The following is a 26,086-nucleotide window of genomic DNA, read 5'->3' as shown; positions in this document are numbered from 1 at the left end:
AAACTTTATCTAAATCATCATTTAAATTTATTATTTTTGTGTTATTGCTAGATTTTCCGTGATTGATAAAAGTTTTAAATCTTGAAATAGGATCTCTTGTTAAAATGAGAATTTTAGTAGGATTAAATATATAAGAGAAATTTGGTATAAATTGTTTTTTCCTTGAAAAGAAAAGATGTAAATAAAAGTTTTTATCTTCTTTTTTTAATTTTTCCCTAATATTTATATAATCTAAAACATCATGATAAAGTTCTACTTTATTTAACCCACATAAAGATAAAAAATAATTTAAAGCAGTATGACCCGATGTAGAAAAACAATAAATAACAAATTTATAATCGCCAGGCAAAACCTTAAATAAAAAAGGGAATAAATTTAATAATATAGCTTGTATTTTTATAAAACGATATAAAATCCATTTTTTAAAACCTTTCTCTTTTAAAATTTTAAAAGATTTACTATTTAAAGGATTTTTCATAATTTTTCCTAATAAAATTAAAATATTTAAATAATTATTAATAATAAATCTAAAAAATTATAATTTCTTAGATTTTAGAATATTTAAAGATAAAGCACTTAAGATATCTTCATAAGCTATACAGAATTGTTCTAAACCATCATCCATTAAGCTTTTATAAGCCTTTTGTAAATCATATAAAGAAACAATTTGATTTAATTTAGCATAAATCTCAGTATTATCTAAAGGAGTTTTAAAAGTATAATCTTCATTAAAAGCATAAATAGCATCTAATGGAGCCGTATTTACACTATCTTCAAATAATAATTCTTTAATATAATAATCTTTATACAAAGAATTATCTTTAACACCTGTACTTGCAAATAAAGCTCTAATATTTGATTGATTATTTTTTATTATATCGTTATAAATAAGATTTGCATTTAAAACACCTATAGAACCTTGTTCTAACACTTTAATATCAAAGAATTTATCAAAACGACTTACAAAAATACTAATAACAGCTTTTGGAGTTTTTGTTTTATTTAAATAAGGATTTTTTTGATTAAAATATTTTAAACCTTCATTTAAGGCATCAAAACATTTTTTACCTTGATCTTGTGAAAATACTAAAGTTGCATTAACGCTAACTCCTTCTTTCATAAGTTCATACATTACCTCATAAGAAGCTTCTGTAGCTGGAATTTTCATCATAACGTTTTCTTTAGATATGGCACTATAAAGTCTTTTTGCTTCACCTAAACTCAAACTCGTATGATCATAAAACCTTGGATCGATCTCAAGACTAATGAAACCATCATTAAAATTTAAAAAATGAGGCATTAATTTATCAGCTGCTTTTTTAATATCATTAATAGCTAATTCTTCATAAATTTCCTTAGCTTTTTTACCTTTTAATTTAACAATTTGATCTTTATAAAATAAAGAATTTAAAATAGCATTTTTAAAAATACTAGGATTAGAAGTAGCTCCATTAACTTTAGAATTTAATAAGTCTAAAAATTCTTTTTCTAAAAAATTATTTTCAATAAAATCACACCATAAGGAAAAATTTCTCATTATTAAGCCTTTTTTATTGAAATAATATCTAGTTTTATTTTAAATTATATTTATTTAGGAAAGATTTTGATGGGAGAAAATCCCATCAAATTAGAATTCTCGTTTTAAAAGTGCTTCAACTTTAAGTATGGTAAGAATATTTTCATCTCTTTTACCAATACCATAAATCATACCTTTATCTTTTACTAAAGTTTCAGGTGGCGGATCAATTCTGCTTCTATGAATTTTAATTGCCTCTGTTAATCTATCTATAACAAAGCCGGCATTTCCTCCAACACCACTGCCATTTGTCTCTCCTCTTAAAACTATATATCTAGTTTGAGGAGTCATTTTAGAACTTCCCAAGTTAAAACGCTGTGCTAAATCAATAAGTGGCATAACATTTCCACGCATATTAAACACACCTAAAACATAATCTGGCACACTAGGAACCCTAGTAAATTCTATAGGTTTGATAATTTCTTGTATATTAAGAATTGGAATAGCATATTCCTCATCTCCAACCACAAAACCAACTAGTTGGATTATATCATCTTCTTTATGATCTTGAGGACTAGCTATCTGAGCTTGCTGTTTTTGCAAAATTTGTTCTAATTTATCATTACTCATACTCTTATCCTAATTTTAAATTTTTTCTAACTACATTTTCTAAATACTCTGGAGAATAAGGTTTTGTAATATATTCTGTCATTCCCACTTCAACACCTCTTAAACGATCTGTTTTACTTGTTCTTGAGGTAACAGCTATTAGAGGTAAACTTCTATACTTAGAGTATTTTCTAATTTCGCCAGCTAAAGTATAACCATCCATTCTTGGCATTTCTATATCTATGAGCATGGCATCGATATCATGTTCTCCTGATTTAACAATATTAAGCGCCTCAACACCATTAGTTGCCTCGATTAAACTTACCCCTAAAGATTCCAAAGCTTTTTGCATTAAAGTTCTATCCATTTTAGAATCATCAACAATTAAAACTTTATAATCACTCGGTTTTTCTTTAACCTTTTTAACGTTTGATTCAAGCTGAGCTTTAATATCAACTTTAATTTCTTTAGCTATATCCATCATAGCTGCTACATCAATAATTAAAGTTACTCTACCATCTCCTCTTATAGTAGCCCCAGCAATTCCTGTAATATTTTGTAAATAATCACCCATTGATTTAATAACAATTTCTTCTTGACCTACTAAAGTATCAACTATAATACCAAGCTTACTTTCCGCTACGCCAATGACAACTACATATGTTTGATCACCGCTTTCAAGGACTTGTTTAACGCCAAAAACATCTGAAAGTCTTACAAGTGAAAGAACTTCATCTCTTAAGCGTAATACATTTTTACCTTCTATAGTATAAATATCATCAATTGGAACCCTAACAGTTTCAAGAACGCTTGCAAGTGGTATAGCATAAAATTCTTCTTGAGTACCTACAAGTAAAGATTGAATAATAGCTAATGTTAAAGGAATTTTTAACTTAAATGTGCTTCCTACTCCCACTTCACTATCAATCTCAATTACACCATTAAGTTTTTCAATGTTAGTTTTAACAACATCCATTCCAACACCACGACCTGAGACATTTGTTACTTTTGCTGCTGTAGAAAAACCTGGTTTAAAAATTAAAGCAAAAGCCTCTTTATCAGTCATTTGATCTGCTTCTCTTTCGGTGATTAAATTTTTCTCTATAGCTTTATATTTTAATGCATTTGCATCAAGTCCTTTACCATCATCAGTAATTTCTACTACAATATGATTTCCCTCATTGTAAGCTTTAAGCTGGACAATACCTTTTTCAGGTTTTCCCGCAGCTAAACGAGTGGCTGGATCTTCTACTCCATGATCACAAGAATTTCTAATCATATGCATAATAGGATCACCTATTTCTTCAACTATAGACTTATCTAACTCTGTTTCTTCACCTGTAATTTCAAGCTCAATTTGTTTTCCAAGCTCACGACTTAAATCTCTTACGACTCTTGGGAACTTATTAAACACTTTCGCAATAGGCTGCATTCTTGTTTTCATTACGGCAAGTTGTACATCAGTTGTGATAATACTTAATTGACTAACTACTTGATTAAGTTCTTCAAGAAATTTTTCACCCTCATAGCGCTCTTCAACATCATCATAAATTTTAAGTAAGCGGTTTTTTCCAAGTACCAACTCACCAATTAAATTCATCAAATGGTCAAGTCTTTTTACTTCAACCCTAATAGTCTGATCCATAGATGCACCACTACTGCCAGAAACAGGAACCTTTTTTTCTGCTTGAGTATCTGTTTGTGCATTTGCTGACTTATTTGGAGAAACCGATGCAGCTGAATTTTGCTTTTTTTGAGCTCTTCTTGCTTGATCTTCAGCTTTTCTTACTTTTAAAAGTCTTTCTATTTCTGCTTCAACTTCAGAATCACTAAGCTTATTTACATCTATATCAGATTCTAAACTAGATTCTGGCTCTTGTTTTTCTTCTTTCTTAATCTCATTGTTTTCTTCTTTTTTTTCAGAAGGAGATGAAGAAGTCGGTGCTTCTCCCTCTGAAATAGCAGTAAGTTTAGAACAAATTGGTTCAATATCCATACCAATTGCCGTATCATTACCATTATCACGGATAGAATTAAGTAAAGTTTTCATTCTATCAATGGACTCTAAAACAACATCCATAATATCTGGAGTGATTTTAAGCTCACCATGTCTTGCTTTATTTAAAACATCTTCCATATGATGTGTTAATTTTGTTAAAACATCAAAATTTAAAAAACTTGATGATCCTTTAACAGTATGCGCAACACGGAAAATTCTATTTAATAATTCTAAATCTTCTGGATTTGATTCAAGCTCTACTAAGTCATGGTCGATTTGCTCAACTAGCTCAAAAGCTTCAACCAAAAAGTCTTCAAGTATTTCTTGCATATCTTCCATATTTTACCCCTGTTGTTGAGATTGATGTTTTTTTAAAACGCGAGTTATTTCAGAGAAAAAGTCACTTGCATTAAATTTTACCAAATATCCTTCTCCTCCAGCTTCTTGGACACCTTTTTCATTCATAAATTCATTAGATAAAGAAGAATTAAAAACTATAGGAATATCTTTAAATCTTTGATCTTCTTTAACATGTGCTGCAAAATGAAAACCATCCATTTGAGGCATTTCAACATCACTTACAATAATCTTTAAATTTTCACCTAAAGAATCCCCATAAATTTGACTTAATTCTTCTAATTTATTAATACCCTCTACTCCATCTTTTGCTTCAACTACTTGCAATCCAATTTGCTGAAGCATTTCTTTAACGCGCTTTCTAGCTGTTAAACTATCATCTAAAATTAAAGCTGTTCCACTAAATTTTTCAATTTTACTAAGATCAATATCTATTTTAGGTGCATAAATTCCTAATTCTTCTACTATACTTTCAAGATCCAAAATTAGTAAAACTTCATCATTTTCAATACGCGTTACACCGGTAATTTTACCTTTATCTAAAGCTCCAGATCCGGCAGAAAAAGTAGCTGGCTCTATATCTTTCCAATTAATACGACGAATTCTTTTAGCTTCATGGACAATAAAACCAATAAGAATATTACTAAATTCTGTAATAATAACTCTTGGCTTTAACATAGTTCCTTCTGGTTCAGTAATTTGCATCCATTTTGCAAGATTAACTACAGGTATAACTACTCCACGAAGATCAAAAATACCTTCGATATAATCAGGTACACCTGGTAATTCTGTAAGACTTGGAATTTTGATGATTTCTCTTACCTTGGAAACATTGACACCATAAATACCTTCATAAACTTTATCATGTCCTTGCTTAAAAATACGGAAATCAACAAGTTCCATTTCATTTGAACCTGTTTTAATTATATTTTCATCAAACATTTTGACCCCTCAAATTCTGTTCTTGAAATTTGATTTCTTGATTGTATTCTACTACAAAAAAACTTTCCTTATATGCAAAACTATCTAAATTAAAATATTTTATATTTTCATTATTTAAAATAAAATTTTGATGATAATGTCCTTCTATAACCCAAGTATTATTTGCATTATATTTTTTATATCTTTGATAAACTAAATTCTCAAAATTATTAATTTTAAAAAAAAGATTTTTCTTTTTTTGATTTGCTAAAATCTGTTTTGATATAAAATTAAAAGTTAGTTTATTTAAAAAATTTAAAAAATGAAGCAAAAAATGTCTTCTTAAATTTTTTAAAATAAACCCTAAAAAAGGATTTAAAAAAATATCTCCATGTGCTAAAAAAAAATTTTCTTTTTTATCTTTTTCAGTATAAAAAATAGCTTTTAAAGGTTGTTTTTGCAAAGGAAAAATTTTCACTTTTTTAAAAAAAGGAGAAAGATTAAAATCATGATTTCCTTCTAAATAAAAAATTTCTATATCTTTACTAAGCTCTTCTAGTAAAAAAATATATTTTTTTGCAAAACTATGTGTAGCAGAAATTTCTCCTATTAACAGATCAAATATATCTCCCATTAAAAAAAGTTGAGAAGTTTTAATTTTACCTTCTTTTAAGGCACATAAAAAATTCCAAAAACTCTCTCTTTGTTCATTTTCATGTGCATCAGCTATAAAAATAGCACCATTTTTAATAATCACTTCATCTTGTAGATGCTTTTTCATTTTTTAATTCTTTATTATAATTTATATTTTACATAAATACTAACTTCTATCATAAATAAATATTTCTCTCACTTTTCTAAAAAAAATAAATTAAATTTATTATAAAATATTTAAAAATTATCAGATATTAAAACTCTAAGGCTTCATAAAAAATATCTATAATTTCAAATTCACTTTCTCCCTTTGGCAGACGCACTTTAAACTCATCACCAATTTTCTTACCAAGCATGGCCTTTGCAATAGGTGAATTGATGGAAATATAACCTTTTTCAAGATTGCTTTCACAAATTCCAACTAAAGTATATTTACTTTCTTTCTCACTTTCTACATCCATAATCACAACACTAGAGCCAAATTTAACACTATCGTGATCATAGCTTGAAGGATCAATAACTTGAGCTCTTGCTAAAATATCGCTTAATTCTGCTATACGACTTTCAATTAAAGCTTGTTTTTCTCTTGCGGCGTGATATTCTGCATTTTCTTTTAAATCTCCATGACTTCTTGCTACATCAATCTCAACAACTACTGCTGGACGTTGATTATCTTTTAAGTCTTTTAATTCATTAAGTAATTTTTTATAGCCAAATTCACTCATTGGTTCTTTTTGCATTTTTTATCCTTTTTAAATTTCATGAAGTATTTTAGCCAAATTTTTTGCACTTCCAAATTTTAAATACTCTTTTAAAAAATTAACCTTATCAAAAAATACTTGATAATTATAATTTATATAAGAATTATAAAGATTTTCCACCTTAACTTCATTTTGTAAAAATTCAGGATTTAAAGGCTCTTTTCCTGCAAAATCACAAATAATATTTGCAAGTCCTATATGTTTTAATTTTACAAATAATTTTGCTATAAAAATATCAATAGCTTTTGCCTTATAAGTTAAAACAAAAGGCGTTCCCACTAAAGCTGCTTCTAGTGTAGCTGTACCACTACAAATAAAAGCAAAATCAGCTTTTTTAAGTATTTTTGGAGTATTGCTTTGCACCTTAAATTCGGATATATCTTCATAAATTTCAAGTTTATCACGTCTAAAAGAAGGAACACAAAGAATTTTTTCACCTTTAAATTTTTTAGCAAGTTCTCTAAAGATAGGCATTAATCGTTTAATCTCACTTTTTCTTGATCCAGGTAAAAAAGCTATAATTTTTTCTTCTTTTTTTGAAAGAATTAATTTTTTATCTTCTTTAGTTTTAAATTCTTTAATTTCATCTAAAAGCGGATGTCCGCAATAAATACTCTTAGTAAAAAACTTATCGTCAAAAGGTAAAATAGATGCCAAAATATCAAAATGACTCTCTATAATAGGAATACGTCCTTTCTTCCATGCCCAAACTTGAGGAAGTATATAATAAACTCTTTTTATTTTTGAATTTGATCTTTTTAAAGCTTTAGCTAAAGGTATATTAAAAGCTGGAGAATCTATGCAAAGTATAGCATCAATTTTTACTTCAAAACTTAATTTTACAAGTTCTTTGATCGCTTTTTTTGCTTTAAAAATCAAAGGTAAAATCTCTATAAATCCCATAGCACTAAATTCATGAGAACTATAAAGAGGTTTAGAATCTAAGTTAAATTCTTTAGACAAATCCTCATCATAAATTCCCAAAAGATTAAAATCTTTAAAATTTTCTTTATAAACTTTTAAAATTTCTTTTAAATGTAAATTTGCTGATGGCTCTAAAGCACAAACTAAAAAAGTTTTCATCATTTAACTCTTTAATCAAAATAAAATTTAAATTCTAGCCAAAACTTACTTAAAATATTAATTATTAATAATTTTTGTTATAATGTTTTATGGAATTCACACTAGAAGAACTTTTAATAGCAATAATTTTAACCATACTTGCTGGATTTTCAACTGCAATTGGCTCTGTGATTGCTTTTTTTAGCAAAAATGATAATTTAAGAATTCTTTCTTTTGGACTTGGATTTTCAGCTGGAGTAATGATTTATATTTCTTTTATGGAAATTTTACCTTCTGCTTTAATTGATTTTAAAAGATATTATAATTCAAGTTATGGTGAGCTTTTAGCACTCTTATGCTTTTTTAGCGGTATTTTTTTATCGGCCATGATTGATAAATTTATTCCAGAAGATGTTAATCCTCACGAACCAAAAGAAGATTTAAGTGAGCTTAAAATCTGTCCTTTACCTAAAAAAAATGAAAAAGCTCCACACTTTCATCCTGGAGAACCACTCAAAAAAATCAATGCTAAGGCTCTAAAAAGAACTGGGTTATTTACTGCACTTGCTATAGCAATACATAATTTTCCAGAAGGCTTTGCTACTTTTATTTCAAGCCTTGATAATCTTAGTTTTGGCATAGCTATAGCTGTTGCTGTTGCTATACACAATATCCCAGAAGGAATGGCAGTTTCTTTACCTATTTATCATGCTACAAATGATAAAAAGAAAGCTTTTATTTATTCAGCTCTTTCTGGAATAGCTGAACCTATAGGAGCTATCGTTGGTGCATTTTTAATTTTACCTATTATGAATGAACTTACCTTAGCTATTACCTTTGCTGTGGTAGCTGGGATAATGGTCTTTATCTCTTTTGATGAATTACTCCCTGCTGCTAAAACCTATGACAAAGCACACGATAGTCTTTATGGATTAGTTTTTGGAATGGCTGTAATGGCAATAAGTCTAATTTTGTTAAATCCTTAAAGATAAGTTTTTAAATTTTTTAAAATATTTTTACTATTTTTTTTAAAATCATATTAAACATATTTTACTTTTTGTAACATTAAAATTCTATGGTACTTCTTTATATTTAATACTATTTATATCTTAATTTACGATTTTATACATAATTTTCCTAAAAAATTAAATTTGTATGGTATATAATTAATTATAATCTAATTCAAATTAAAGGAGTGCTAATGAAAAAAATTATTTTTTTACTTTTATTTTTAGGATTTCAAGCATCTTTAATGGGATATTATGATGATGCAGGTTATAAAAAATTTAAAAATGGTTGGGAAGCAGTAAATTGGTGGTTAAGACTTTATGGAAATAATGTTTTATCTCAAGAAGAAAAAAGTATAGTCTATCAATATACTTATGGAGATTTTGTAACAATAAATAGCAAATTAAGAAATGGAGAAGGACTTTCTTCTTTAGATGAAAAACAAAAAGAAATGGTAAAAAAGCTTGATCAAGCTTTAGGAAAAACAATTATATTTGAAAATTTAATAGTTTATCGTTATGAAAATCTAAGTTTTATATTTAGACTTTTAGATAAAAGTTATTTTTCTCAAATTTATAAAGATGGAAAATTTACAGAAAGGGCTAAACATTATTTAGAATTTATTAATCATAAAAAATATAGAGACTATGGGTTTATGTCTACTACTACAATTAGAAATAGTGTATTTCAATCAAGGCCTGTTGAACTTGTTATAAAAGTTCCAAAATACTCAGATGCACTTTTTGTTTCTTTAAAGGGACTTGCTGCATTTGAAAGTCAATATGAATTACTTTTTCCAAGAAATAGGGTTTTAAGTATAGAATCTTATGAAATATCCAAAGATCATAAAAAATTAACAATTTATGTCAAAATGACAGGTCCTTGTTATATCAATCAACCTTGTGAGATTGAAAAAGTGGATAATTTGAAACAACCAAAAGAGTTTTAATACTAAAAAACCATTACAAATTGTAATGGTTTTGACAATTTTAATTAAGTAAAAATCTTTTAAAGGATTTAATATTCACTTTCTAAATTAAAATATTTATTATTAATTTTATATTCTTTATCTTCATTTCTAAAATCAAAACTATAATTTTTATTATTTTAAGTAAAAATCTATTTTCAATATTGAAAATAAGTCTAATACATTTTAACTACTGATAAATTAAAATAATTATATATAATAAATCTTAAATAATATATTTAAGGATTCAATATGGACATAGTAGAAAGATTTATAAATTATACAAAAATCAATACTACAACCAATAAAGACAATGGTGCAATAGGAATTATGCCTTCAAATCCAAAAGAAATGGAACTAGCTATATTATTAGAACAGGAATTAAAAGAATTAGGCTTAAGTGAGATTAAAAGACGTGAAAATTCTATTACAACTGCAATTTTACCAGCAAACATTTCTAATGCACCAAGCATAGCATTTTTTGCTCATTTAGATACTAGTATGGAACAAACAAATGATACAAAAGCCAAAATTACACCTTATAAAGGTGGGGATATTTGCTTAAATAAAGACTTAAATATTTACCTTAAAGAAAGCGAATTTAAAGAACTAAAAAATTATATAGGAGATGAGATTATCCATACAGATGGCACAAGCTTATTAGGAGCTGATGATAAAGCAGCTATTGCTGCTATTATGGATTGTTTAGAGTTTTTTGTAAAAAATCCAGATCTTAAGCACGGCGATATAATAGTAGGATTTTTACCCGATGAAGAACAAGGATTGAAAGGGGCTAAAGCTTTTGATATTAAAGAAATTAAAGCTGATTTTGGGTATTGCTTAGATTGTTGCGGCATAGGAGAATTTATGTATGAAAACTGGAATGCAGGAGATGTAGAAATAATCTTTAAAGGTATTTCAGCGCATCCTATGAGTGCAAAAAATAAGCTTGTAAATTCTTTAATTTTAGCTCATCAATTCATTTCTATGCTCCCGAGTGGTGAAGCGCCTGAATATACAGAGAATAAAGAAGGATATTTTTGGGTAAAAGAATTAAAAGGAAATAGTACAAAAACTATTTTAAAGATGGATGTAAGAGAATTTGATGATGAAAAATACAAACAAAGAATGCAGTTTTTAAAAAATTTAAGCGATGCTTGTAAGAAACTTTGGGGAGATGAAAAAATTAATATAAAATTAAATGATAGATATAAAAATGTGTTTAATTCTCTAAAAAGTGAAGATGCCTTACCCATAAAACTAGCCTTAAAAGCTTATGAAAATTTAAATATCAAAGCAAAGATTATACCAATGCGTGGCGGATATGACGGAGCTGTTTTATCACAAAAAGGCTTACCTTGCCCTAATATCTTTACAGGAGCACATAATTTTCACTCTATTTACGAATATCTACCGGTAAAATCTTTAAAAGCAGCAAGTAAGGTTTTACAAGAAATCATCATTTTAGCAAGTAAAAATTCTTAAATTTATTATGCTTTAAAATTAAAGCATAATAAATGCTATTACAAAAAGAGAAATAATTGATCCTAAAGCTGTTCTTTTAACAATTTCTATGGTATTAGTTCCTGCTATAGCAGCAACTATAATATTTGCTGCTAAAATTGGGGACATAACCCGTCCTAATACCCCTGCTATCGTAACAGCAGTTCCTAATTTTACTTGATCAAAGCCTAAAGTTGCAGCATGGATAGTAATTGACTCATTAAAAGCTATAGTGGGAGCATCGCTAGATCCTGTAACTATAGCCATTAAAAAAGGTATAAAGGTTCCACCTATACTCACATAATGTTGTTCATTTTTTAAAAATTCAATCACTGCATCAATAGCTCCACATGCTTTAAGTCCAGCTACAAAAACACTTGCTGCTATGATAATACCTACAACATTAGCATAAGAGTTTCCCATACCGCTAAAAAATTCTTTACAAATTTCACTTGGCTTACTCATTGTAATAAATATTGCTAAAATCGCCCCTAAAAGCATAGCTTCTGCAACACCAATCTTAGTGGTCCATTCTAAAAAAGGACTTAAAAATTGATATTTTGACAAATCACTTGCCCCAATAACCAAAATAACAATAGGTACTAAAGGCATTAAAGCATATAAAATATTTACTTTTTGTATCATTGTTTCATGATTATCTTGAGTTTTAACCTCATAAACAATACCTTTTGTATAATCTTTAAAAATTAAAGCCATAATGATTAAAGAGATGCAAACTATAATACCAGCAACTATAGCATTATTAAGCTGAACACCTATAACTTGAGGAACAGAAAAACCACTCATATTTGCCACAATACTATTATGAGAAGTTCCAGGACTTAAAACACCGCCTAAAGTTCCACTTACAACAGCAGTTGCAGCCATAGCAGGCTTAACACCTGATGCCATTAAAAGGGGGATCAACGTTGCGCCAACGGCTGCAGCACATCCTGCTGCTGAAGGAATTGCAATAGAAATAAAAAATGTAATGATAAAGGCTATAGGAATTAAGAAAAAACCTAAATTTTTCAAAGGTGCGGTAAGTAATCTTACTAAATGCACATCACACTTAGTAAATTTCATCACAAAAGCAAAACCCATACTAGCACAAATAGCTTTAAGTAAAGAAGCTTTAGTCATAGCTGTTGTAAAGGCATTTAAAGCATCAACGGGTTTTAAAGAAATTAAACAAAGAACAAAACCAACGCCAATTAAAACAGTTTTTGTTTCTACCTTTTTAATAAGTAAAATAATAGCTACTATTGTCCCTAAGATTGAGGCAAAAAGATAAAATGTTTGCATTTTAATCCTTAAAAATTATATTCTTGATTGAGTTCTAAAATTGTGCTTTTCATAGGATAGCTTAATTTAAGCACAGGATTATAGCCTATAATTTTTATTTTATTCCCTTGCACTCTTAAAGCTGAACCTTCAGGAATAGCATAAATTTCATCTTTAGGATTTGCTATTAAAAATTCTTCTAATCTCTCTTCTCTACTCTCTCCATTATGACCTTGAATTTTACCACTTATAAAATGAGGATTTATTTGATATGGAAAAACATTTAAAGCATCAAAACTTTTTGGCATAATTATTGGCATGTCATTAGTTGTTTTAATGCTTTTTCCAGCTATATTAGATCCTGCACTCCATCCTATATAACAAGCGCCATCTTGGATACGTTTTTTTAAAATTTCAAGTAAATCATATTCATAAAGCTTAGATAAAAGCATAAAAGTATTTCCACCACCCACTAAAAAAACTTTAGCCTTTAAGATTGCTTCTTTTAAATTTGCAAAATGATGTATTGAGACAATATTGTTTTTATTTAAACTTTCTTTTACTTTTATTTCATATTCTTCATTACTTCTTCTCACTCCTGCATAAGGAATAAAAAGTATAGATTCATCCTTAATATCACATTCTTGTAAAAAATCTTCTATAAAAGATTTTGCATGTGTTAAATAGCCTGTATCCTTATAGCTAGAACTACTTAAAAGCAAAAGATTTAACATAAAAAAATCCTTTAAAAATTTATAAAAAGCAATTATAGCAAAATGGCTTATCAAAAAAGGATTAAATCTATAAATAATTTTTTAATAGATGAAATTTATTCTTTCCATCCATATTTTTTAAAAATTTCTTTTGCTTCTTTAGAACTTAAAAAAGTGATAAAATCTTTTACTTCTTGATTTGAATTTTCTCTTGCAACAACATTAAAAGTTCTATATATAACTAAATCTTTTTCTATTTGCACTGCAGTTCCTATGTCTGGATTGCTTTTTGACCAATCAATCCAAGTTATCCAAGCATCTGCTTTATTTTCTGCAAAAAGTTTTTTAGCGCTTCCACTATTTGGAACAAAAGCTACAATATTTTTTCTAAAATCTTGTATCATTTTGATATTTTTAGTTCTTCCTATCATATCTTCCCAAACACCTGTTCCTGAAGTATTACTTTTACCCGCTCCTTCTGGAACAACAATTCTTACTTCTTTTTTAGCTAAATCTTTTAAACCTTTAATATTTAAAGGATTTCCTTTTTGAGTCAGAATGATAGCTTCTCTAAAATACAATGGCTTGATATTTTTTATATTAAATTCTTCACCAAAATCACTTGCTATAGCTAAAGCTGATTGATCTGAAGCTCCAAATAAAATATCAGCATCATTTTTTGCTTTCTCAAACCAAGTTGCTTGAGGACCGAAATTAACATTTACTTTAACACCCGTTTTTTCTGTATATTTAGCTCCAACATCTTTTAAAGCTGTATGAGGACCCCCTGGACCGTAAAGGTTAATATCAGCATTAGCAACACTTAAAGCCAAAGCAATAGCACCAAATAAATTAATAATTTTTTTCATTTATTTCCTTTATATTTTTTATGGATTTTAATTGTAATAATAAATTAATAACGAAAAGTAATTCAGTTATAAAAAAGAGAGTTTTTATAAACTTAATGTTAAAATCAGTCTGAAAAATTTTTAAGGATAAATTATTTTAATGAAAAGAATTTTAATAACCAATGATGATGGTTACGAAAGCGAAGGTTTAAAAAAACTTATAAAAATGCTTAAAAAAGAATTTAAAGCCAAAATTACCATAGTTGCACCTTCTTCCGAAAAATCTGCTTGTGCTCACTCCATTACCCTTACAAAACCTCTTCGCTTTATTAAGATTAAAAAAAGATTTTATAAGCTTGATGATGGCACTCCCGCTGATTGCATTTATTTAGCACTTCATACTTTATATAAAAAAAGATTGCCTGATCTTGTAATTAGCGGGATAAATAAAGGGGCTAATGTAGGAGAAGATATTACTTATTCTGGGACTTGTGCAGGAGCTATGGAAGCAGTATTGCAAGGAATTCCAGCTATAGCGCTTTCGCAGTTTTATAAAAAAAATGAAAAACTTGATTATAAAAATGCTTTAAAAATAACCAAAAAACTTATAAAAAATATTTTTGATAAAGGTTTTCCATTAAGTAAAAAAGAATTTTTAAATATTAATTTTCCATCTTCAAAAATTTCATATAAAGGTTTAAAAATTTGTAAAGCAGGAAAAAGAGTTTACACTTACAAAGCTCATTCTAATACAAATCCTAGGGGAGTAAAATATTTTTGGCTTGCAAGCGCCAATTTAAAACATGAAAAAGAAAAAAATAGCGATATAGTTCTTTTAAAACAAGGCTATGCAACTATTACTCCTATTATGCTTGATTTAACAGCATATAAAAAATTAAAAAACACCAAAAAATGGCTTAAAGGAAAAAAATGAATGATAGATTTACACGCATAAAATGGCTTTTAGGAGAAGAGAAATTCGAGCAATTTTCTAAAACAAAAATTTTAGTTTGTGGACTTGGTGGTGTAGGTGGTATATGTGTCGATACTCTTTTTCGAACAGGTTTTACAAATCTTACTTTAATTGATGCTGATAAATTTGAAATCACCAACCAAAATCGCCAACTTCATAGCGAATTTATAGATGAATACAAAGCAAAAGTTTTTGAAAGAATTTATAATGCTAAAGGCATAGTTACAAAAATTGATCATACTTTTTTGAAAAATTTTGATTTAAGTAAATTTGATCTTATTATTGATGCTATTGATGATATACCTGCTAAAGTCGCTTTAGCTAATGCTATAAATTTTAAAAATCAAATATTTGTTTCTTCTACAGGTGGAGCTAGAAAACTTGATCCAACGCGTATTAAAACAGCAAGTATCTTTAAAACATATGGTGATGCTTTAGCAAAAAAATTTCGTTATGAACTAAGAAAATCAGAATTTAAAGGAGATTTTGAAGTGGTTTTCTCAGATGAAAATCCTAATTGCAAAAACCTTGGATCTTTTATGGGAGTTACAGCTTCGTTTGGTTTAGCTTTAGCTTCTTTAGCTTTAAGGAAAATTCTTGATAAGAAAAGCTAGTATTAAAGATTTAAATACCTGTATAATACTTTTTAAACAAAGCGTAAAAACACTTTGTTTAAAAGACTATACACAAAAACAAATTAAAATGTGGATTAAAATTGATAAAGAAAAATGGGAAGAAAAATTTAAAAACAATGATGTTTTTATTTATGAAAAAGAAGGTAAAATTGCAAGTTTTATAAGTATAATAAATTGTCAAAAAATACTTGATTTACTTTTTACTCATCCTAATTTTATCAAACAAGGTTTAGCACAGAATTTACTTGATTTTGCTTTAAAAAATTATTTATATAAAGAAATTTATACTTTTGCATCTTTGAGTGCTAAAGATTTTTTCTTAAAAAATAACTTTAAAATTGTAAGAGAAAATGAAGTTAAAAGAAATGATCAAATTTTAAAAAATTTTTTAATGAAAAAGGAAATTTAATGAGAAAAATTTGGCTTATGTTTTTATTTATTATTTTTTTAAAAGCAGAAAATTTATCTGATTTTTTTAAAGAGCAAAATACAAGTGGGGTTTTTATAATTTATAATGGCAAAAACTTTTTAAGCAATGATTTTAAAAGAGCCAATAAAGCTTTTTCTCCTGCTTCAACTTTTAAAATTTTTAATGCTTTAATTGCTTTAAATTTAAAAATAGTTAAAAACACAGAAGAAATTTTTTATCACTATAAAGGAGAAAAAGTTTTTTTAAAATCTTGGGCAAATGATGCAAATTTAAGCTCTGCTATGAAACGTTCTCAAGTAACAGCTTTTAAAGAACTTGCTAGAAAAATAGGCATTAAAAGAATGCAAGAAAATTTAAATTTATTAAACTATGGTAATAAAAAAATTTCTAAAATTGATAATTTTTGGCTAGACAATTCCTTAAAAATTAGTGCAAAAGAACAAGCTGTTTTACTTTTTAAACTAGCTAATTTAAAACTTGCTTATCCAAAAGCAATACAAGAAGAATTAATCAATATAATAAAATTAAAAGAAAATGACAATTTTATTCTTTATGGAAAAACAGGTTTTAATGATAAACAAAATATAGCTTGGATAGTAGGTTTTATAAAAACAAAAAAACAAATTTACTCTTTTGCCTTAAATGTTGATATAAAAGATTTTAAAGATCTTAAAATAAGAGAAGAATTGCTAGAAAAATATCTAGCAATCATATCAAACTAAAATAACCCTGCAATTTGATTTGCAATTTTATCTTCTAAAATTGGTGTAGCTTCAGGAAGCTTAAGTCCTGTTTTTACGGCTTCTGCAAAAATAATAGTATTTTTTTCTATATATTTAGCTTCATAGGTTTGTTGTGTATTATTGATTTGATTTGAATTTAAATGTCCTACCTTATCACTGCGAACATTTCCACCAAAGCTATTTAAAAAACCTGAACTTTGAGAATCTCTTACATTAGCTTGTCCGCTAACATTACCATTAGAAGTTAAAACTTTACCATCTGCTTTTTGTTTAATATTAATATCAACTTGCATTTGATAAATAGTATCTTCTGTAAGCTTACCTAAAAGTCCTCCTGCTAAAGCACCGGCAGCACCGGCAGTAACCATACCTCCTGCACCACCACCATTATAACCACTAATTGCTACACCTGTAGCACCTCCTGTAACGACACCACCTACTGCATTATTTTCTTGTTTTTTATCACAATATAAAATATTAGTACTTAAAATATAAGTTGCCTTATCAGGATCATCTACAATTTTATACCCTTTAGCTTCTAATACGCTTCTTAATTTAGGTTCTAAATTTACATTATGACCGCTTGTATTTTTAATATTTAAAAATACAACTCTTTTTTCCTTGACTACAGGATCAAGAAAAATACTTTGACTCATTGTTGCATTAGTTTGCAAAGTAGTTGTTAAACAACCTGTTAATAAGCTTGCTGCTAAAACACCACCTAATCCTGCCCTTAAAATAAATTTATTTATTTTCATTACTTTCCTTAAGGTATTATTTTGCTTTTGTGTTATTCTTAGTATAACTCATAAAACTTTCAAATTAATTATTTTATAAAAGATTTGAGTTTTTATATGATTTTATGCAGATTTTCTTCTAAAATTTTACTTTAAAAAATAAATAGTCCTAAAAGCCTTTTTTAATTTAAATGAAATAATCTATGTTAATTAGTTTTTTTATTTTTTAAAATAAGAATGATATTTAAAAAAATAAAATTTTAATTTATATCAAAGATACAAATCATTGCAAAAAACAGAAACTATGAAATATGAAAAATAAATTATTTTTATCAGCTTTCTAAAGAATTTTTTGATAAAACCTTAAATTTTTCCAACTATAATAGGATTAAAAGCTTTTATAGAAAGTATCAATGTATCACCTATTTTAATATCTTTATAATCTTTTAAAAATTCTTCCTCACTTAGAGTTATTTTTATAAGATCTTTATTAAGCAAAAGTGTTAAAATAACCAAAATATCACTTTTTTTAATATCAAGTAAAATGGCACTTAAACGCAATTTTGCACTAATATTTGAATGAGTAAAAAAATCTTTTGTGCTTATATCTTTTACTATCTTGCCTTCTTTTAATTCTAAAATTTGATCACTTAACTTATAAATTTCAGCCAAATTATGACTTACTAATAAAGTAGTAATTTTAAAATGATTTAAAATTTTACAAAGCTCATCTTGTAAAAAAGCTCTCATTTTAAAATCTAATGCACTCAAAGGCTCATCTAAAAGTAAAATTTTAGGATTCATTGCTAAAGCTCTTGCTAAAGCTACTCTTTGAGCTTGTCCTCCTGAAAGTTCTTTTGGATAAGATTTTTCAAACTCTTTTAAATTCATAAGTTCTAAAAGTTCATTTACTCTTGCTTTATCTTTAGTGGCAAAACAAAGATTTTCTTTAACATTCATATTGGGAAATAAAGCATAATCTTGAAACATAAAACCGATTTTTCTTTTTTGTATAGCTAAATTAATATTTTTAGTACTATCAAAATAAATTTCATCATCTACTTTTAAATAACCAAAATCAGGCTTTATAAGCCCTGATATAATTTTTAATAAAGTTGTTTTTCCAGCTCCACTTTCTCCAAAAATAGCACTTATAGATCCTTTTTTAATATCAGCTTTAAATTCCAAATGAATATCTTTTTTGGAAGTTTTAATTGTATGCTTAATATTAATTTTTATCATAAATTAACCTGTGATATAAATTTTTTATTAATAAAATAAATACTTAAAAGTATTAAAAAAGAAAAAATAAAAAGGGTAAAAGCGTATTGATGAGCCAAAGAATAATTTAATGCTTCAAGTTCATCATAAATAGCTATACTTGCAACTAAAGTTTCTCCTTTCTTATGCCCTCCTATCATCATTACAACACCAAATTCTCCTATAGTATGTGCAAAAGCCATAATAAAACCTGTAAAAATTCCCAATTTTGAATTAGGTAAAATCACCCTTAAAAAAGTAATAAATTTACTTTTTCCTAAAGTATAAGAAGCAAGGATTAAATTAGAATTTATAGAAGAAAAAGAACTTTGCAAAGGATTCACCATAAAAGGTAAAGAAAAAATCACAGAAGCCAAAACAAGACCTTCAAAGCTAAAAACTAAAGAGATATTAAAATATTCTTTTAAAAAATTTCCTAAAAAACTATTAGGCGAAAAAGTGGTTAAAAGATAAAAGCCCAAAACACTAGGAGGTAAAATTAAAGGCATTGAAACCAAAACTTGAAAAATACTTTTAAATTTAAAATTTACAAAAGCAAAAAGATAAGCTAAAGCTATACCTATAAAAAATAAAATAAAACTTGTAATAAAAGCTAACTTAAAAGTAAGCCATAAAGTTTGTAAAAAATCATTATCAAACATTTAAGTTCTCAAAATTATATCGTTTGCTTTTACAAAACAAAGCTTTTCTTCATTTTCATTTAAATTCAACTCCTGTGCTTTTTTAGCACTAATAATAGAACTAATCAAAAAACCTTTAAAATCAAAAAATATATGCCAAAGAATTGCACCTTTTTTAATTCTTATAAGTTTTGCTTTAAAGACATTTTCTATACTGATTTTGGTATTTAACTCTCCAAAACTAAGCTCATGCTCTTTAAAAAGTAATTCTACACAAGAATTAGGTTTTAAATGATCTAAAGAATTAAAATCAAGCATTAAAACGTTAAAAATTTCATCTTTAACATCGAGTTTTATCATTGCAATATCATCTTTATAAAAGATATCAAGTACTTTTGCTTTTAAAATATTCATAAAGTATTAAAACCATATTTTTTAATAATTGTTTTTCCTTCATCACTTAAAACAAAATCACTAAATTTAAAAGCAAGATCCTTATCTTTTGCATATTTTGTAATTACAAATGATTGTTTTAAAGGAGTGTAAAGCTTACTATCTATAAAGGCAACTTTCCCTTTTGGATCTTTAGAAACCAAAGAGTAAGCAACCAAAGCAACATCTGCTACGCCACTATCAACGTGCATTACAGGTTGAGAAATATTATCACCTAATATAATTTTATCTTTAAGAGCTTCATAAAGATTAAGATTTTTAAGAATTTCAATTGAAGCTACACCATAAGGAGCTAATTTTGGATTAGCTATACTTAAGTGTTTGATTTCTTTTTTATCTAAATTTTTAATTCCATCTTTTAATAAATCTTCATTTAAAGAATAAAGCACAACAACACCTAATGCATAGATTTTTGGCGGTGTTAAAGCATTATTATCTTTTTGTATCTCTAATGCATATTTTTCATCAGCTGAAAAAAATAAATCAAATTCTCTACCCTGTTTTAAAAGTTGATAATACTTACCAGAAGCTCCAAAAACAAGATCTACTTCATTATTTGGATATTTTTTCAAAAACTCTTCTCTAATTTCACCCATTGCTTTAGAGGCACTTGATGCTACAAATACACTAATTTTTTCTGCATTTAAATTTAAAACACAAAAGAAAATAGCCAAAAAAATTATTCTTACCATTAATTCCCTTTTTTAAAAATTTAAAACATTATAACATAAAATTTTTATTTTATGTATTTTTTGCATAAAATAAAAATTGGGTGATAAGTTAAACAATTATGAAATTTTTGTTCAAATTCTTTTAAAAAATCTTTCCCTAAAAAATAATATCCCAAAGAATTTACTCCGCTAAGTTTTAAATGTTTAAAAACTTCTAAAGGAGTTTTAAATTCTAAAGTTTTAAACTCTTCTTTAATTTCAACATTTAAAAAATATTGTTTAAAAATTTGCTCTAATTCTAATACACTATAATACTTTAAAGAAAAACCCGTACTTTGAGTAATTTGCTCTAAATTTCTTTCTCCAAAAGTTGAAAGTAGTAAAATACCTTTTTCATCTAACATTTTACTAAGAATTGGCAAAATATGTTTTAAATCAAGCCATTGTAAAGTTGCATTGGAAATTATAAGATCAAATTTCTGCTCGCTTAAAGGATGAGAAGCAATTTCATTCATATCAAAAATTTCTACCTTAAAATCAACTCCATAATCTAAAATATCATTTTTAATATATTCATCAAAAGAAATAATTTTTTCAAGTTTTTGACTAAGTTCTGCCCTAGCACAGCCAAATTCAAATACTCTACGAAAATAATTTCTTTTTAAATTCAAAAGTTTTAAACAAAGCTTGTTAGCCATAAATTCTTGAACTTTAGCTTGTTCTTTATAAACAACTTTAGGTTTTAAAAAATTCAAAATTCATCCCAAGATTTAAAATGAAAAAAAGAAAAATGAGGTTCATCTAAAAAAATCAAGGCTTTAAAACTATTTTTTAAAGCATTTTGTGGAAAAATTTCATCTTTTTCGCTTGAATAAATTTTATCCCAAACAAAATTATCTTCTTTATTTTTTAGAGCAAATTCTAAAAGTTCTTTAAGTTCATTTTTTAAAGAATTTTCTTCTTTAAAGATAAAATCTTTAGCTAAATTTATTTTTTCTTTAAATAAAGATTGTTTAAAATTTTCTAAATTAAATTTTTTAATATTTTTATTAAAGATAATAGGATGAATACCTTTTATCTCATCTATGCCTAAATTAGTGCCATTAATAGCAATTTTTTTATCAAACTTATAATTTTTTAAAAATTTTGAAGCTACACAAACCCCCATAGAAAAAGCTATAAGAGTAATTTTATCAAAAACATTCAAATCAAATTTAAAACTTAAATCCTCATAATCAAAACACATTAAAACATTTTTACTTGATTTTAAATGCGAAAAATGACTAGGATGAGAAGCAAAACCTCCAAAAAATAAAATCAACTCATTTGAATGTGAATTTTGATGTAAAAATTCATATTTCATAAAATATTTATTATCCTTTCAATATCATCCAATCTTAAGCCCGCGTGTAAAGAAAAACGAATTCTAGCAGTATTTTTTGGCACAGTAGGCTCTTTAATAGCAGGAGCAAAAAAACCTTGATTTTCTAAAATTTGAGCAATATTTAAAGCCTTAAGATTATCACCTAAAACTAAAGAAATAATATACGCATCCCCTAAAATTTCATATTTTTTTTGTGCAAATTTTTCTTTGAAAAGAAAAGCTAAATTATGTAAATTTTCTCTTTTTTCTTTAAATTCTTTCATTTTTTTAAAAATAAAAAGAGTAAAAGCCACATTAATAGGTGCTAAAGCTGTAGAATAAATAAAAGCTCTAGCTTTATTGATAAAAAAATCCTTAAATTCTTTATGTGTTATAATACAAGCCCCCATTGAAGCTACAGCTTTGCCAAAAGTAAAAACTAAGAAATCTATCTCTTTATCAAATCCCAAATGTTTAACTAATCCCAAACCATTATCATTAAAACAACCTACACTATGAGCTTCATCTATATAAAGTTTGATTTTTTTATAGCGTTGTTTTAAAGCACATAAAGCTTTTAAATCGCTAAAATCTCCATCCATACTAAATAAAGCTTCACTTAAAATAATAATATTGTCATATTTATCATAATGAATTTGTATTAAATTTTCTAAAGCTTTTATATCCTTATGTTTAAATCTAAAAAAATGTGCTTTTCCAAGCAAAAGACCATCTACCATACTTGCGTGGATAAATTTATCTGCTAAAAAAAGTGTTTTAGGCACACTTGCAAGAGCAGCTATGCAAGATAAATTCAAATGATAGCCACTATTAAAATGTAAAACTTCAAATCCTTGAAATTGCATTTTTAGATATTCTTCAAATTCTTCATAAATTTCAAAATTTCCACTTAAACTTCTTGAGCTTGAACTAGAAAAATACTTATATTTTTCTTTTAAATTATCTAAAAATTCTTCTATTAAATTTTTATCATAAGATAAAGCCAAATAATCATTTGACGCTAAATTTAAGAGTTTTTTTCCTTCTTTATAAACAAAACAATTATCGTGTTTTAAATGAGATAAAACTCTAAAATTATAATTTTGTTTAAGAGTGGTAAAAATATCATCAAGCATTTTGTTCCCTAAAATCTAAAAATTAAATTATATCTTATTTAACTCTTAAAAAGAGTGAATATTATTAATTTCCCACAAAGGCAAAAATATACCCAAGGCTAATAAAAGCACTAAACAAGCTACAAATAAAGTCATAAAAGGCTCTATCAAACTTAATATTTTTTCCATTATGTTTTCTTGTTTAGTTTCATAAAATAAAGCAATTTGCTCACTTAAAATATCAAGTTTAGAACTTTTCATAGCAATATTTAACATAGAAATAACCAAAGGATCAAAAATTTTAACCCTTCTAAAAGCTTCGCTTAATTCTAAACCTTGCTCGAGTAAAGATAAAATTTGAGTTAATTTATTTTTTAAAAATTCATTTTTTACTCCAAAAATAGCAAATTCTAAAGCTTTATTTAAAGAAATTCCACTTTTTAAAAGTAAAGAAAAAACACTAAAAAAATGATAATTTTGATAATATAAAATAAGTTTGGAAATAATTGGAATTTTAAGAAAAAAATAATCACTCATTAAAGTAAAAAAATAAAATTTTTTATAAAAAATCACAAATAAACACATAAATATAAAAACTAAAACTAAAATAAGAAAAAAATAAGAATGTAAAAAATCATAAGTTTGAAGTAAAATTTGCGTGATTAAAGGAAGTTTTATATTAAAATTATCAAATAAATCTTTAAATTCCGGAATAACAAATAAAATTAAAAAGATAAAAGAAATAAAAATAGATATTAACACTATTAAAGGATATCTAATTGACTTGGTAAAAGATTTTTTTGCTTTTGTGATTTTTTGTCTTATTAAAACAATTTGATTGAAAATATAAGAAAGTTTTCCAGTATTTTCAGCTAATTTTATAAGAGCTAATTCACTATGACTTAAGTTAAAATGAGAATTTTTAAAAGCCTCACTTAAGCTTTGTCCTAAATTTAAATTTTCATCTATAGTTTTTATTGTTTTTTTAAGTTCTTTTTTAAAAGAACTTTTTTCAAGCTCCGCTAAAGCCTCTAAAACACTCAAACCTGCTTCAAGTAAAAAAGAAAATTCTTTAAAAAATAAAATAAAATCTTGGTTTGAAATTTTAAAAAAACTAAAACTTTCTTTTTTGAGTTCTGTTAGCTCTAAGATATTTAAATTTTGTTTTAAGGCTAAATATTGAGCTGTATTAAGATTTTTAGCTTTAATTATTTTTTTAGCTTTTACTCCATTTTTCAAAAAGCTAAGCTCATAAATTTTCATCCTAAAACTCTTATAATCTCATTTAAACTTATAAGACCTTCTTTAGCCTTTTCTAGAGCATTTTCAAACATATTTTTAAAGCCATTATTTCTTGCACATTCTAAAATTTGTTTTTCTCCTTTATTCATTCTAATAAGTTCTTTTATATCATCATTTATATCTAAAACCTCAACAACCATTTGTCTTCCAAAAAAAACCACTATAATTACAATATTCACAACCCTTGCTTTCATAGAAAATACCATCAAATTCTTTATATTTTTTATCACTTTGTCTTTTGCAATAAGGACAAAGTTTTCTAAGTAGTCTTTGAGCAATAATTAAATTTAAACTAGAGGCTAAAAGATAAGGTTTTACATTCATATCTATTAAACGCGTAAGAGTTGAAATAGCATTATTTGTATGCAAAGTGCTTAAAATTAAATGTCCAGTTAAAGCTGATTTAATAGCTATGTCAAGACTTTGCTCATCTCTAATCTCACCTATCATAATAATATCAGGATCTTGTCTTAAAATAGACCTTAAAGCATTATGAAAATCAAGTCCTGCTTTAGGATTTAATAAAATTTGCTGGACAAGAGACATTTTGTATTCGATAGGATCTTCAATAGTAATGATCTTTTTTTCTATGGACTTAATTTCATTTAAACAAGCATATAAAGTAGTGCTTTTTCCACTCCCAGTAGGACCAGTTAATAAAATCATACCATGTGGAAAATTAATATTTTTATGAAGTAGTGCTAATTCTAATTTATTAAAACTCAAATTATTAAGATCTAATAAATTTAAATCGTGTTTTAAAACTCTTATAACAACACTTTCTCCATACATTAAAGGAAGAGTTGAAATTCTAAAATCATAATGCTCTTTATCAATTTCAAACTCAAAATTTCCATCTTGAGCTTTTCTAAATTCTGCTACATTTAAATTAGCTAAAAATTTGATATAAAAAACTAAAGCCTGATAAATCTCTTTATCTAAAATACAAAAATAATTAAGCATTCCATCAATACGAAATCTTATTAAAGCATCTTTTTCCCTTGCTTCTATATGTATATCACTGGCACAAAATTTAATGGATTCATAAATTAAAAAATCAAAAATTTGATTAATAGAACTTTTATCATCTTTTTTTATATTATTGGCTAACTCTTCTTTTAATTTTAAGCTTAGTTCTTGAAGTCGTGCTAAAATTTTAAGTTTTTGCAATTTAGCTTTTAATTCAATGTGATTAACTAAAATATTTTTTACAAATTTATCTTTAAAAAATCTCTGAATTTTTTCTAAAACTTCTAACGAACAAGGTTTAAAAGAAGCTATATAAATAAATTTATCATCTATTTTAAAAGGTAAAATTTGATAATTTAATAAAATTTCATGAGAAAGCGATACTTTAAGCTTATCATCAAATTCTTTCCATTCAAAAAAATCAAGATTATAAAAATTAGCCAAAGATTTTAAAAAATCATTATAATCTATATTCAAATTTAAACAAAGCTCATCAATGCTAATTTCATCTTTTACATAAGAATTAAATAAAAATTCTTTAAATTTAATATTTTCAAAATCCAAATTCTCTTCTTTAAAACCCAATAGTTTT

Annotated in this window: 26 protein-coding genes and 2 pseudogenes; 7 read left to right on the top strand and 21 right to left on the bottom strand. The window is 26.2% G+C overall.

The genetic code is table 11. The features are described 5' to 3' along the window. The 8 genes and pseudogenes from JG676_RS02350 to lpxB all read right to left on the bottom strand — a co-directional run. Nucleotides 1-478, bottom strand: a pseudogene (locus JG676_RS02350) (hypothetical protein); the annotation flags it as partial. A gap of 57 nt (nucleotides 479-535) precedes the next feature. Continuing rightward, nucleotides 536-1,537 (bottom strand): transaldolase, encoded by a 1,002-nt coding sequence (locus JG676_RS02345; protein ID WP_200217195.1) that lies wholly within the window; start codon nucleotides 1,535-1,537, stop codon nucleotides 536-538. A gap of 90 nt (nucleotides 1,538-1,627) precedes the next feature. Then, nucleotides 1,628-2,146, bottom strand: a complete 519-nt coding sequence (locus tag JG676_RS02340) for a chemotaxis protein CheW (protein ID WP_200169902.1) — start codon at nucleotides 2,144-2,146, stop codon at nucleotides 1,628-1,630. A gap of 4 nt (nucleotides 2,147-2,150) precedes the next feature. Further along, nucleotides 2,151-4,463: a chemotaxis protein CheW gene (locus tag JG676_RS02335; RefSeq protein WP_200217194.1), complete on the bottom strand. Its 2,313-nt coding sequence runs from the start codon at nucleotides 4,461-4,463 to the stop codon at nucleotides 2,151-2,153. 3 nt (nucleotides 4,464-4,466) lie between these two features. Continuing rightward, nucleotides 4,467-5,423 (bottom strand): chemotaxis protein, encoded by a 957-nt coding sequence (locus JG676_RS02330; protein ID WP_200169900.1) that lies wholly within the window; start codon nucleotides 5,421-5,423, stop codon nucleotides 4,467-4,469. Next, the gene (locus tag JG676_RS02325) at nucleotides 5,416-6,183 is read right to left on the bottom strand and encodes a UDP-2,3-diacylglucosamine diphosphatase (RefSeq protein ID WP_200169899.1); all 768 of its coding nucleotides are present in this window, start codon (nucleotides 6,181-6,183) and stop codon (nucleotides 5,416-5,418) included. Before JG676_RS02325 ends, JG676_RS02330 begins: the two co-directional genes overlap by 8 nt. Before the next feature lie 127 nt (nucleotides 6,184-6,310). Then, nucleotides 6,311-6,796: a transcription elongation factor GreA gene (gene greA, locus JG676_RS02320; RefSeq protein WP_200169898.1), complete on the bottom strand. Its 486-nt coding sequence runs from the start codon at nucleotides 6,794-6,796 to the stop codon at nucleotides 6,311-6,313. Nucleotides 6,797-6,808: 12 nt separating this feature from the next. Then, a complete protein-coding gene (lpxB, locus tag JG676_RS02315) occupies nucleotides 6,809-7,900 on the bottom strand; it encodes a lipid-A-disaccharide synthase (protein WP_200169906.1) in 1,092 nt (363 codons plus the stop codon). A gap of 89 nt (nucleotides 7,901-7,989) precedes the next feature. Here lpxB and zupT point away from each other — a divergent pair, with 89 nt between their 5' ends. The 3 genes from zupT to pepT all read left to right on the top strand — a co-directional run bounded on the left by zupT (nucleotide 7,990) and on the right by pepT (nucleotide 11,339). Further along, nucleotides 7,990-8,865 carry a zinc transporter ZupT gene (zupT, locus tag JG676_RS02310; protein WP_200217193.1) on the top strand — a complete coding sequence of 292 codons (876 nt, stop codon included), beginning with the start codon at nucleotides 7,990-7,992 and terminating at the stop codon, nucleotides 8,863-8,865. A 215-nt stretch (nucleotides 8,866-9,080) separates the two neighbouring features. Next, entirely contained in the window at nucleotides 9,081-9,836 is a 756-nt protein-coding gene (locus JG676_RS02305; RefSeq protein WP_200217192.1) for an ADP-ribosyltransferase, read from the top strand. A gap of 270 nt (nucleotides 9,837-10,106) precedes the next feature. Next, the gene (pepT, locus tag JG676_RS02300) at nucleotides 10,107-11,339 is read left to right on the top strand and encodes a peptidase T (protein ID WP_200217191.1); all 1,233 of its coding nucleotides are present in this window, start codon (nucleotides 10,107-10,109) and stop codon (nucleotides 11,337-11,339) included. Between the two features lie 18 nt (nucleotides 11,340-11,357). Here pepT and dcuC read toward each other — a convergent pair whose 3' ends face one another. From dcuC to JG676_RS02285, 3 genes are all read right to left on the bottom strand, one after another. After that, entirely contained in the window at nucleotides 11,358-12,662 is a 1,305-nt protein-coding gene (dcuC, locus tag JG676_RS02295; RefSeq protein WP_200217190.1) for a C4-dicarboxylate transporter DcuC, read from the bottom strand. Between the two features lie 8 nt (nucleotides 12,663-12,670). Then, nucleotides 12,671-13,375, bottom strand: coding sequence for a dipeptidase PepE (gene pepE, locus JG676_RS02290; protein ID WP_200169893.1), 705 nt, complete (start codon nucleotides 13,373-13,375; stop codon nucleotides 12,671-12,673). A 95-nt stretch (nucleotides 13,376-13,470) separates the two neighbouring features. Further along, on the bottom strand, nucleotides 13,471-14,223 hold the full coding sequence (locus JG676_RS02285; protein ID WP_200217189.1) for an extracellular solute-binding protein: 753 nt from the start codon (nucleotides 14,221-14,223) through the stop codon (nucleotides 13,471-13,473). 139 nt (nucleotides 14,224-14,362) lie between these two features. Between JG676_RS02285 and surE the strand changes: the two genes are divergently transcribed. From surE to blaOXA, 4 genes are read left to right on the top strand one after another with little or no spacing between them, the layout of a single operon-like run. After that, the gene (gene surE / locus JG676_RS02280; RefSeq protein ID WP_200217188.1) at nucleotides 14,363-15,136 is read left to right on the top strand and encodes a 5'/3'-nucleotidase SurE; all 774 of its coding nucleotides are present in this window, start codon (nucleotides 14,363-14,365) and stop codon (nucleotides 15,134-15,136) included. After that, complete coding sequence (locus tag JG676_RS02275) at nucleotides 15,133-15,789, top strand: ThiF family adenylyltransferase (protein ID WP_200217187.1); 657 nt, start codon at nucleotides 15,133-15,135, stop codon at nucleotides 15,787-15,789. Before surE ends, JG676_RS02275 begins: the two co-directional genes overlap by 4 nt. Then, nucleotides 15,773-16,219 (top strand): GNAT family N-acetyltransferase, encoded by a 447-nt coding sequence (locus JG676_RS02270; RefSeq protein WP_200217186.1) that lies wholly within the window; start codon nucleotides 15,773-15,775, stop codon nucleotides 16,217-16,219. The genes JG676_RS02275 and JG676_RS02270 overlap by 17 nt, the downstream gene beginning before the upstream one ends. Further along, on the top strand, nucleotides 16,219-16,962 hold the full coding sequence (gene blaOXA / locus JG676_RS02265; protein WP_200217185.1) for a class D beta-lactamase: 744 nt from the start codon (nucleotides 16,219-16,221) through the stop codon (nucleotides 16,960-16,962). Before JG676_RS02270 ends, blaOXA begins: the two co-directional genes overlap by 1 nt. Here the strand turns inward: blaOXA and traT are convergent. The 10 genes and pseudogenes from traT to JG676_RS02215 all read right to left on the bottom strand — a co-directional run bounded on the left by traT (nucleotide 16,959) and on the right by JG676_RS02215 (nucleotide 26,043). Further along, entirely contained in the window at nucleotides 16,959-17,741 is a 783-nt protein-coding gene (gene traT, locus JG676_RS02260) for a complement resistance protein TraT (protein ID WP_200217184.1), read from the bottom strand. The genes blaOXA and traT overlap by 4 nt on opposite strands. Before the next feature lie 342 nt (nucleotides 17,742-18,083). Then, on the bottom strand, nucleotides 18,084-18,962 hold the full coding sequence (locus JG676_RS02255; protein ID WP_200169887.1) for a sulfate/molybdate ABC transporter ATP-binding protein: 879 nt from the start codon (nucleotides 18,960-18,962) through the stop codon (nucleotides 18,084-18,086). Beyond that, the gene (gene modB, locus JG676_RS02250) at nucleotides 18,959-19,642 is read right to left on the bottom strand and encodes a molybdate ABC transporter permease subunit (RefSeq protein WP_200217183.1); all 684 of its coding nucleotides are present in this window, start codon (nucleotides 19,640-19,642) and stop codon (nucleotides 18,959-18,961) included. The genes JG676_RS02255 and modB overlap by 4 nt, the downstream gene beginning before the upstream one ends. Beyond that, the gene (locus JG676_RS02245; protein ID WP_200169885.1) at nucleotides 19,643-20,035 is read right to left on the bottom strand and encodes a molybdopterin-binding protein; all 393 of its coding nucleotides are present in this window, start codon (nucleotides 20,033-20,035) and stop codon (nucleotides 19,643-19,645) included. Further along, the gene (gene modA, locus JG676_RS02240) at nucleotides 20,032-20,766 is read right to left on the bottom strand and encodes a molybdate ABC transporter substrate-binding protein (RefSeq protein ID WP_200169884.1); all 735 of its coding nucleotides are present in this window, start codon (nucleotides 20,764-20,766) and stop codon (nucleotides 20,032-20,034) included. The genes JG676_RS02245 and modA overlap by 4 nt, the downstream gene beginning before the upstream one ends. Nucleotides 20,767-20,810: 44 nt before the next feature. Further along, nucleotides 20,811-21,500 (bottom strand): methyltransferase domain-containing protein, encoded by a 690-nt coding sequence (locus JG676_RS02235; protein WP_200169883.1) that lies wholly within the window; start codon nucleotides 21,498-21,500, stop codon nucleotides 20,811-20,813. Continuing rightward, nucleotides 21,497-22,108 carry a pimeloyl-ACP methyl esterase BioG family protein gene (locus tag JG676_RS02230; protein WP_200217182.1) on the bottom strand — a complete coding sequence of 204 codons (612 nt, stop codon included), beginning with the start codon at nucleotides 22,106-22,108 and terminating at the stop codon, nucleotides 21,497-21,499. Before JG676_RS02230 ends, JG676_RS02235 begins: the two co-directional genes overlap by 4 nt. After that, nucleotides 22,105-23,244, bottom strand: a complete 1,140-nt coding sequence (locus JG676_RS02225) for a pyridoxal phosphate-dependent aminotransferase family protein (protein ID WP_200217181.1) — start codon at nucleotides 23,242-23,244, stop codon at nucleotides 22,105-22,107. Before JG676_RS02225 ends, JG676_RS02230 begins: the two co-directional genes overlap by 4 nt. Before the next feature lie 45 nt (nucleotides 23,245-23,289). Then, nucleotides 23,290-24,486, bottom strand: coding sequence for a type II secretion system F family protein (locus JG676_RS02220; protein ID WP_200217180.1), 1,197 nt, complete (start codon nucleotides 24,484-24,486; stop codon nucleotides 23,290-23,292). Next, nucleotides 24,483-26,043 (bottom strand): annotated as a pseudogene (locus JG676_RS02215) (GspE/PulE family protein). Before JG676_RS02215 ends, JG676_RS02220 begins: the two are co-directional and overlap by 4 nt. Nucleotides 26,044-26,086 lie beyond the last annotated feature (43 nt).

It is taken from the genome of Campylobacter sp. 2018MI34 (assembly GCF_016598975.1).
Lineage (GTDB): Bacteria > Campylobacterota > Campylobacteria > Campylobacterales > Campylobacteraceae > Campylobacter_D.
The sequence above is the reverse complement of the archived record's forward strand: the minus strand, read 5'-3'. Positions and strand labels throughout refer to the sequence as shown.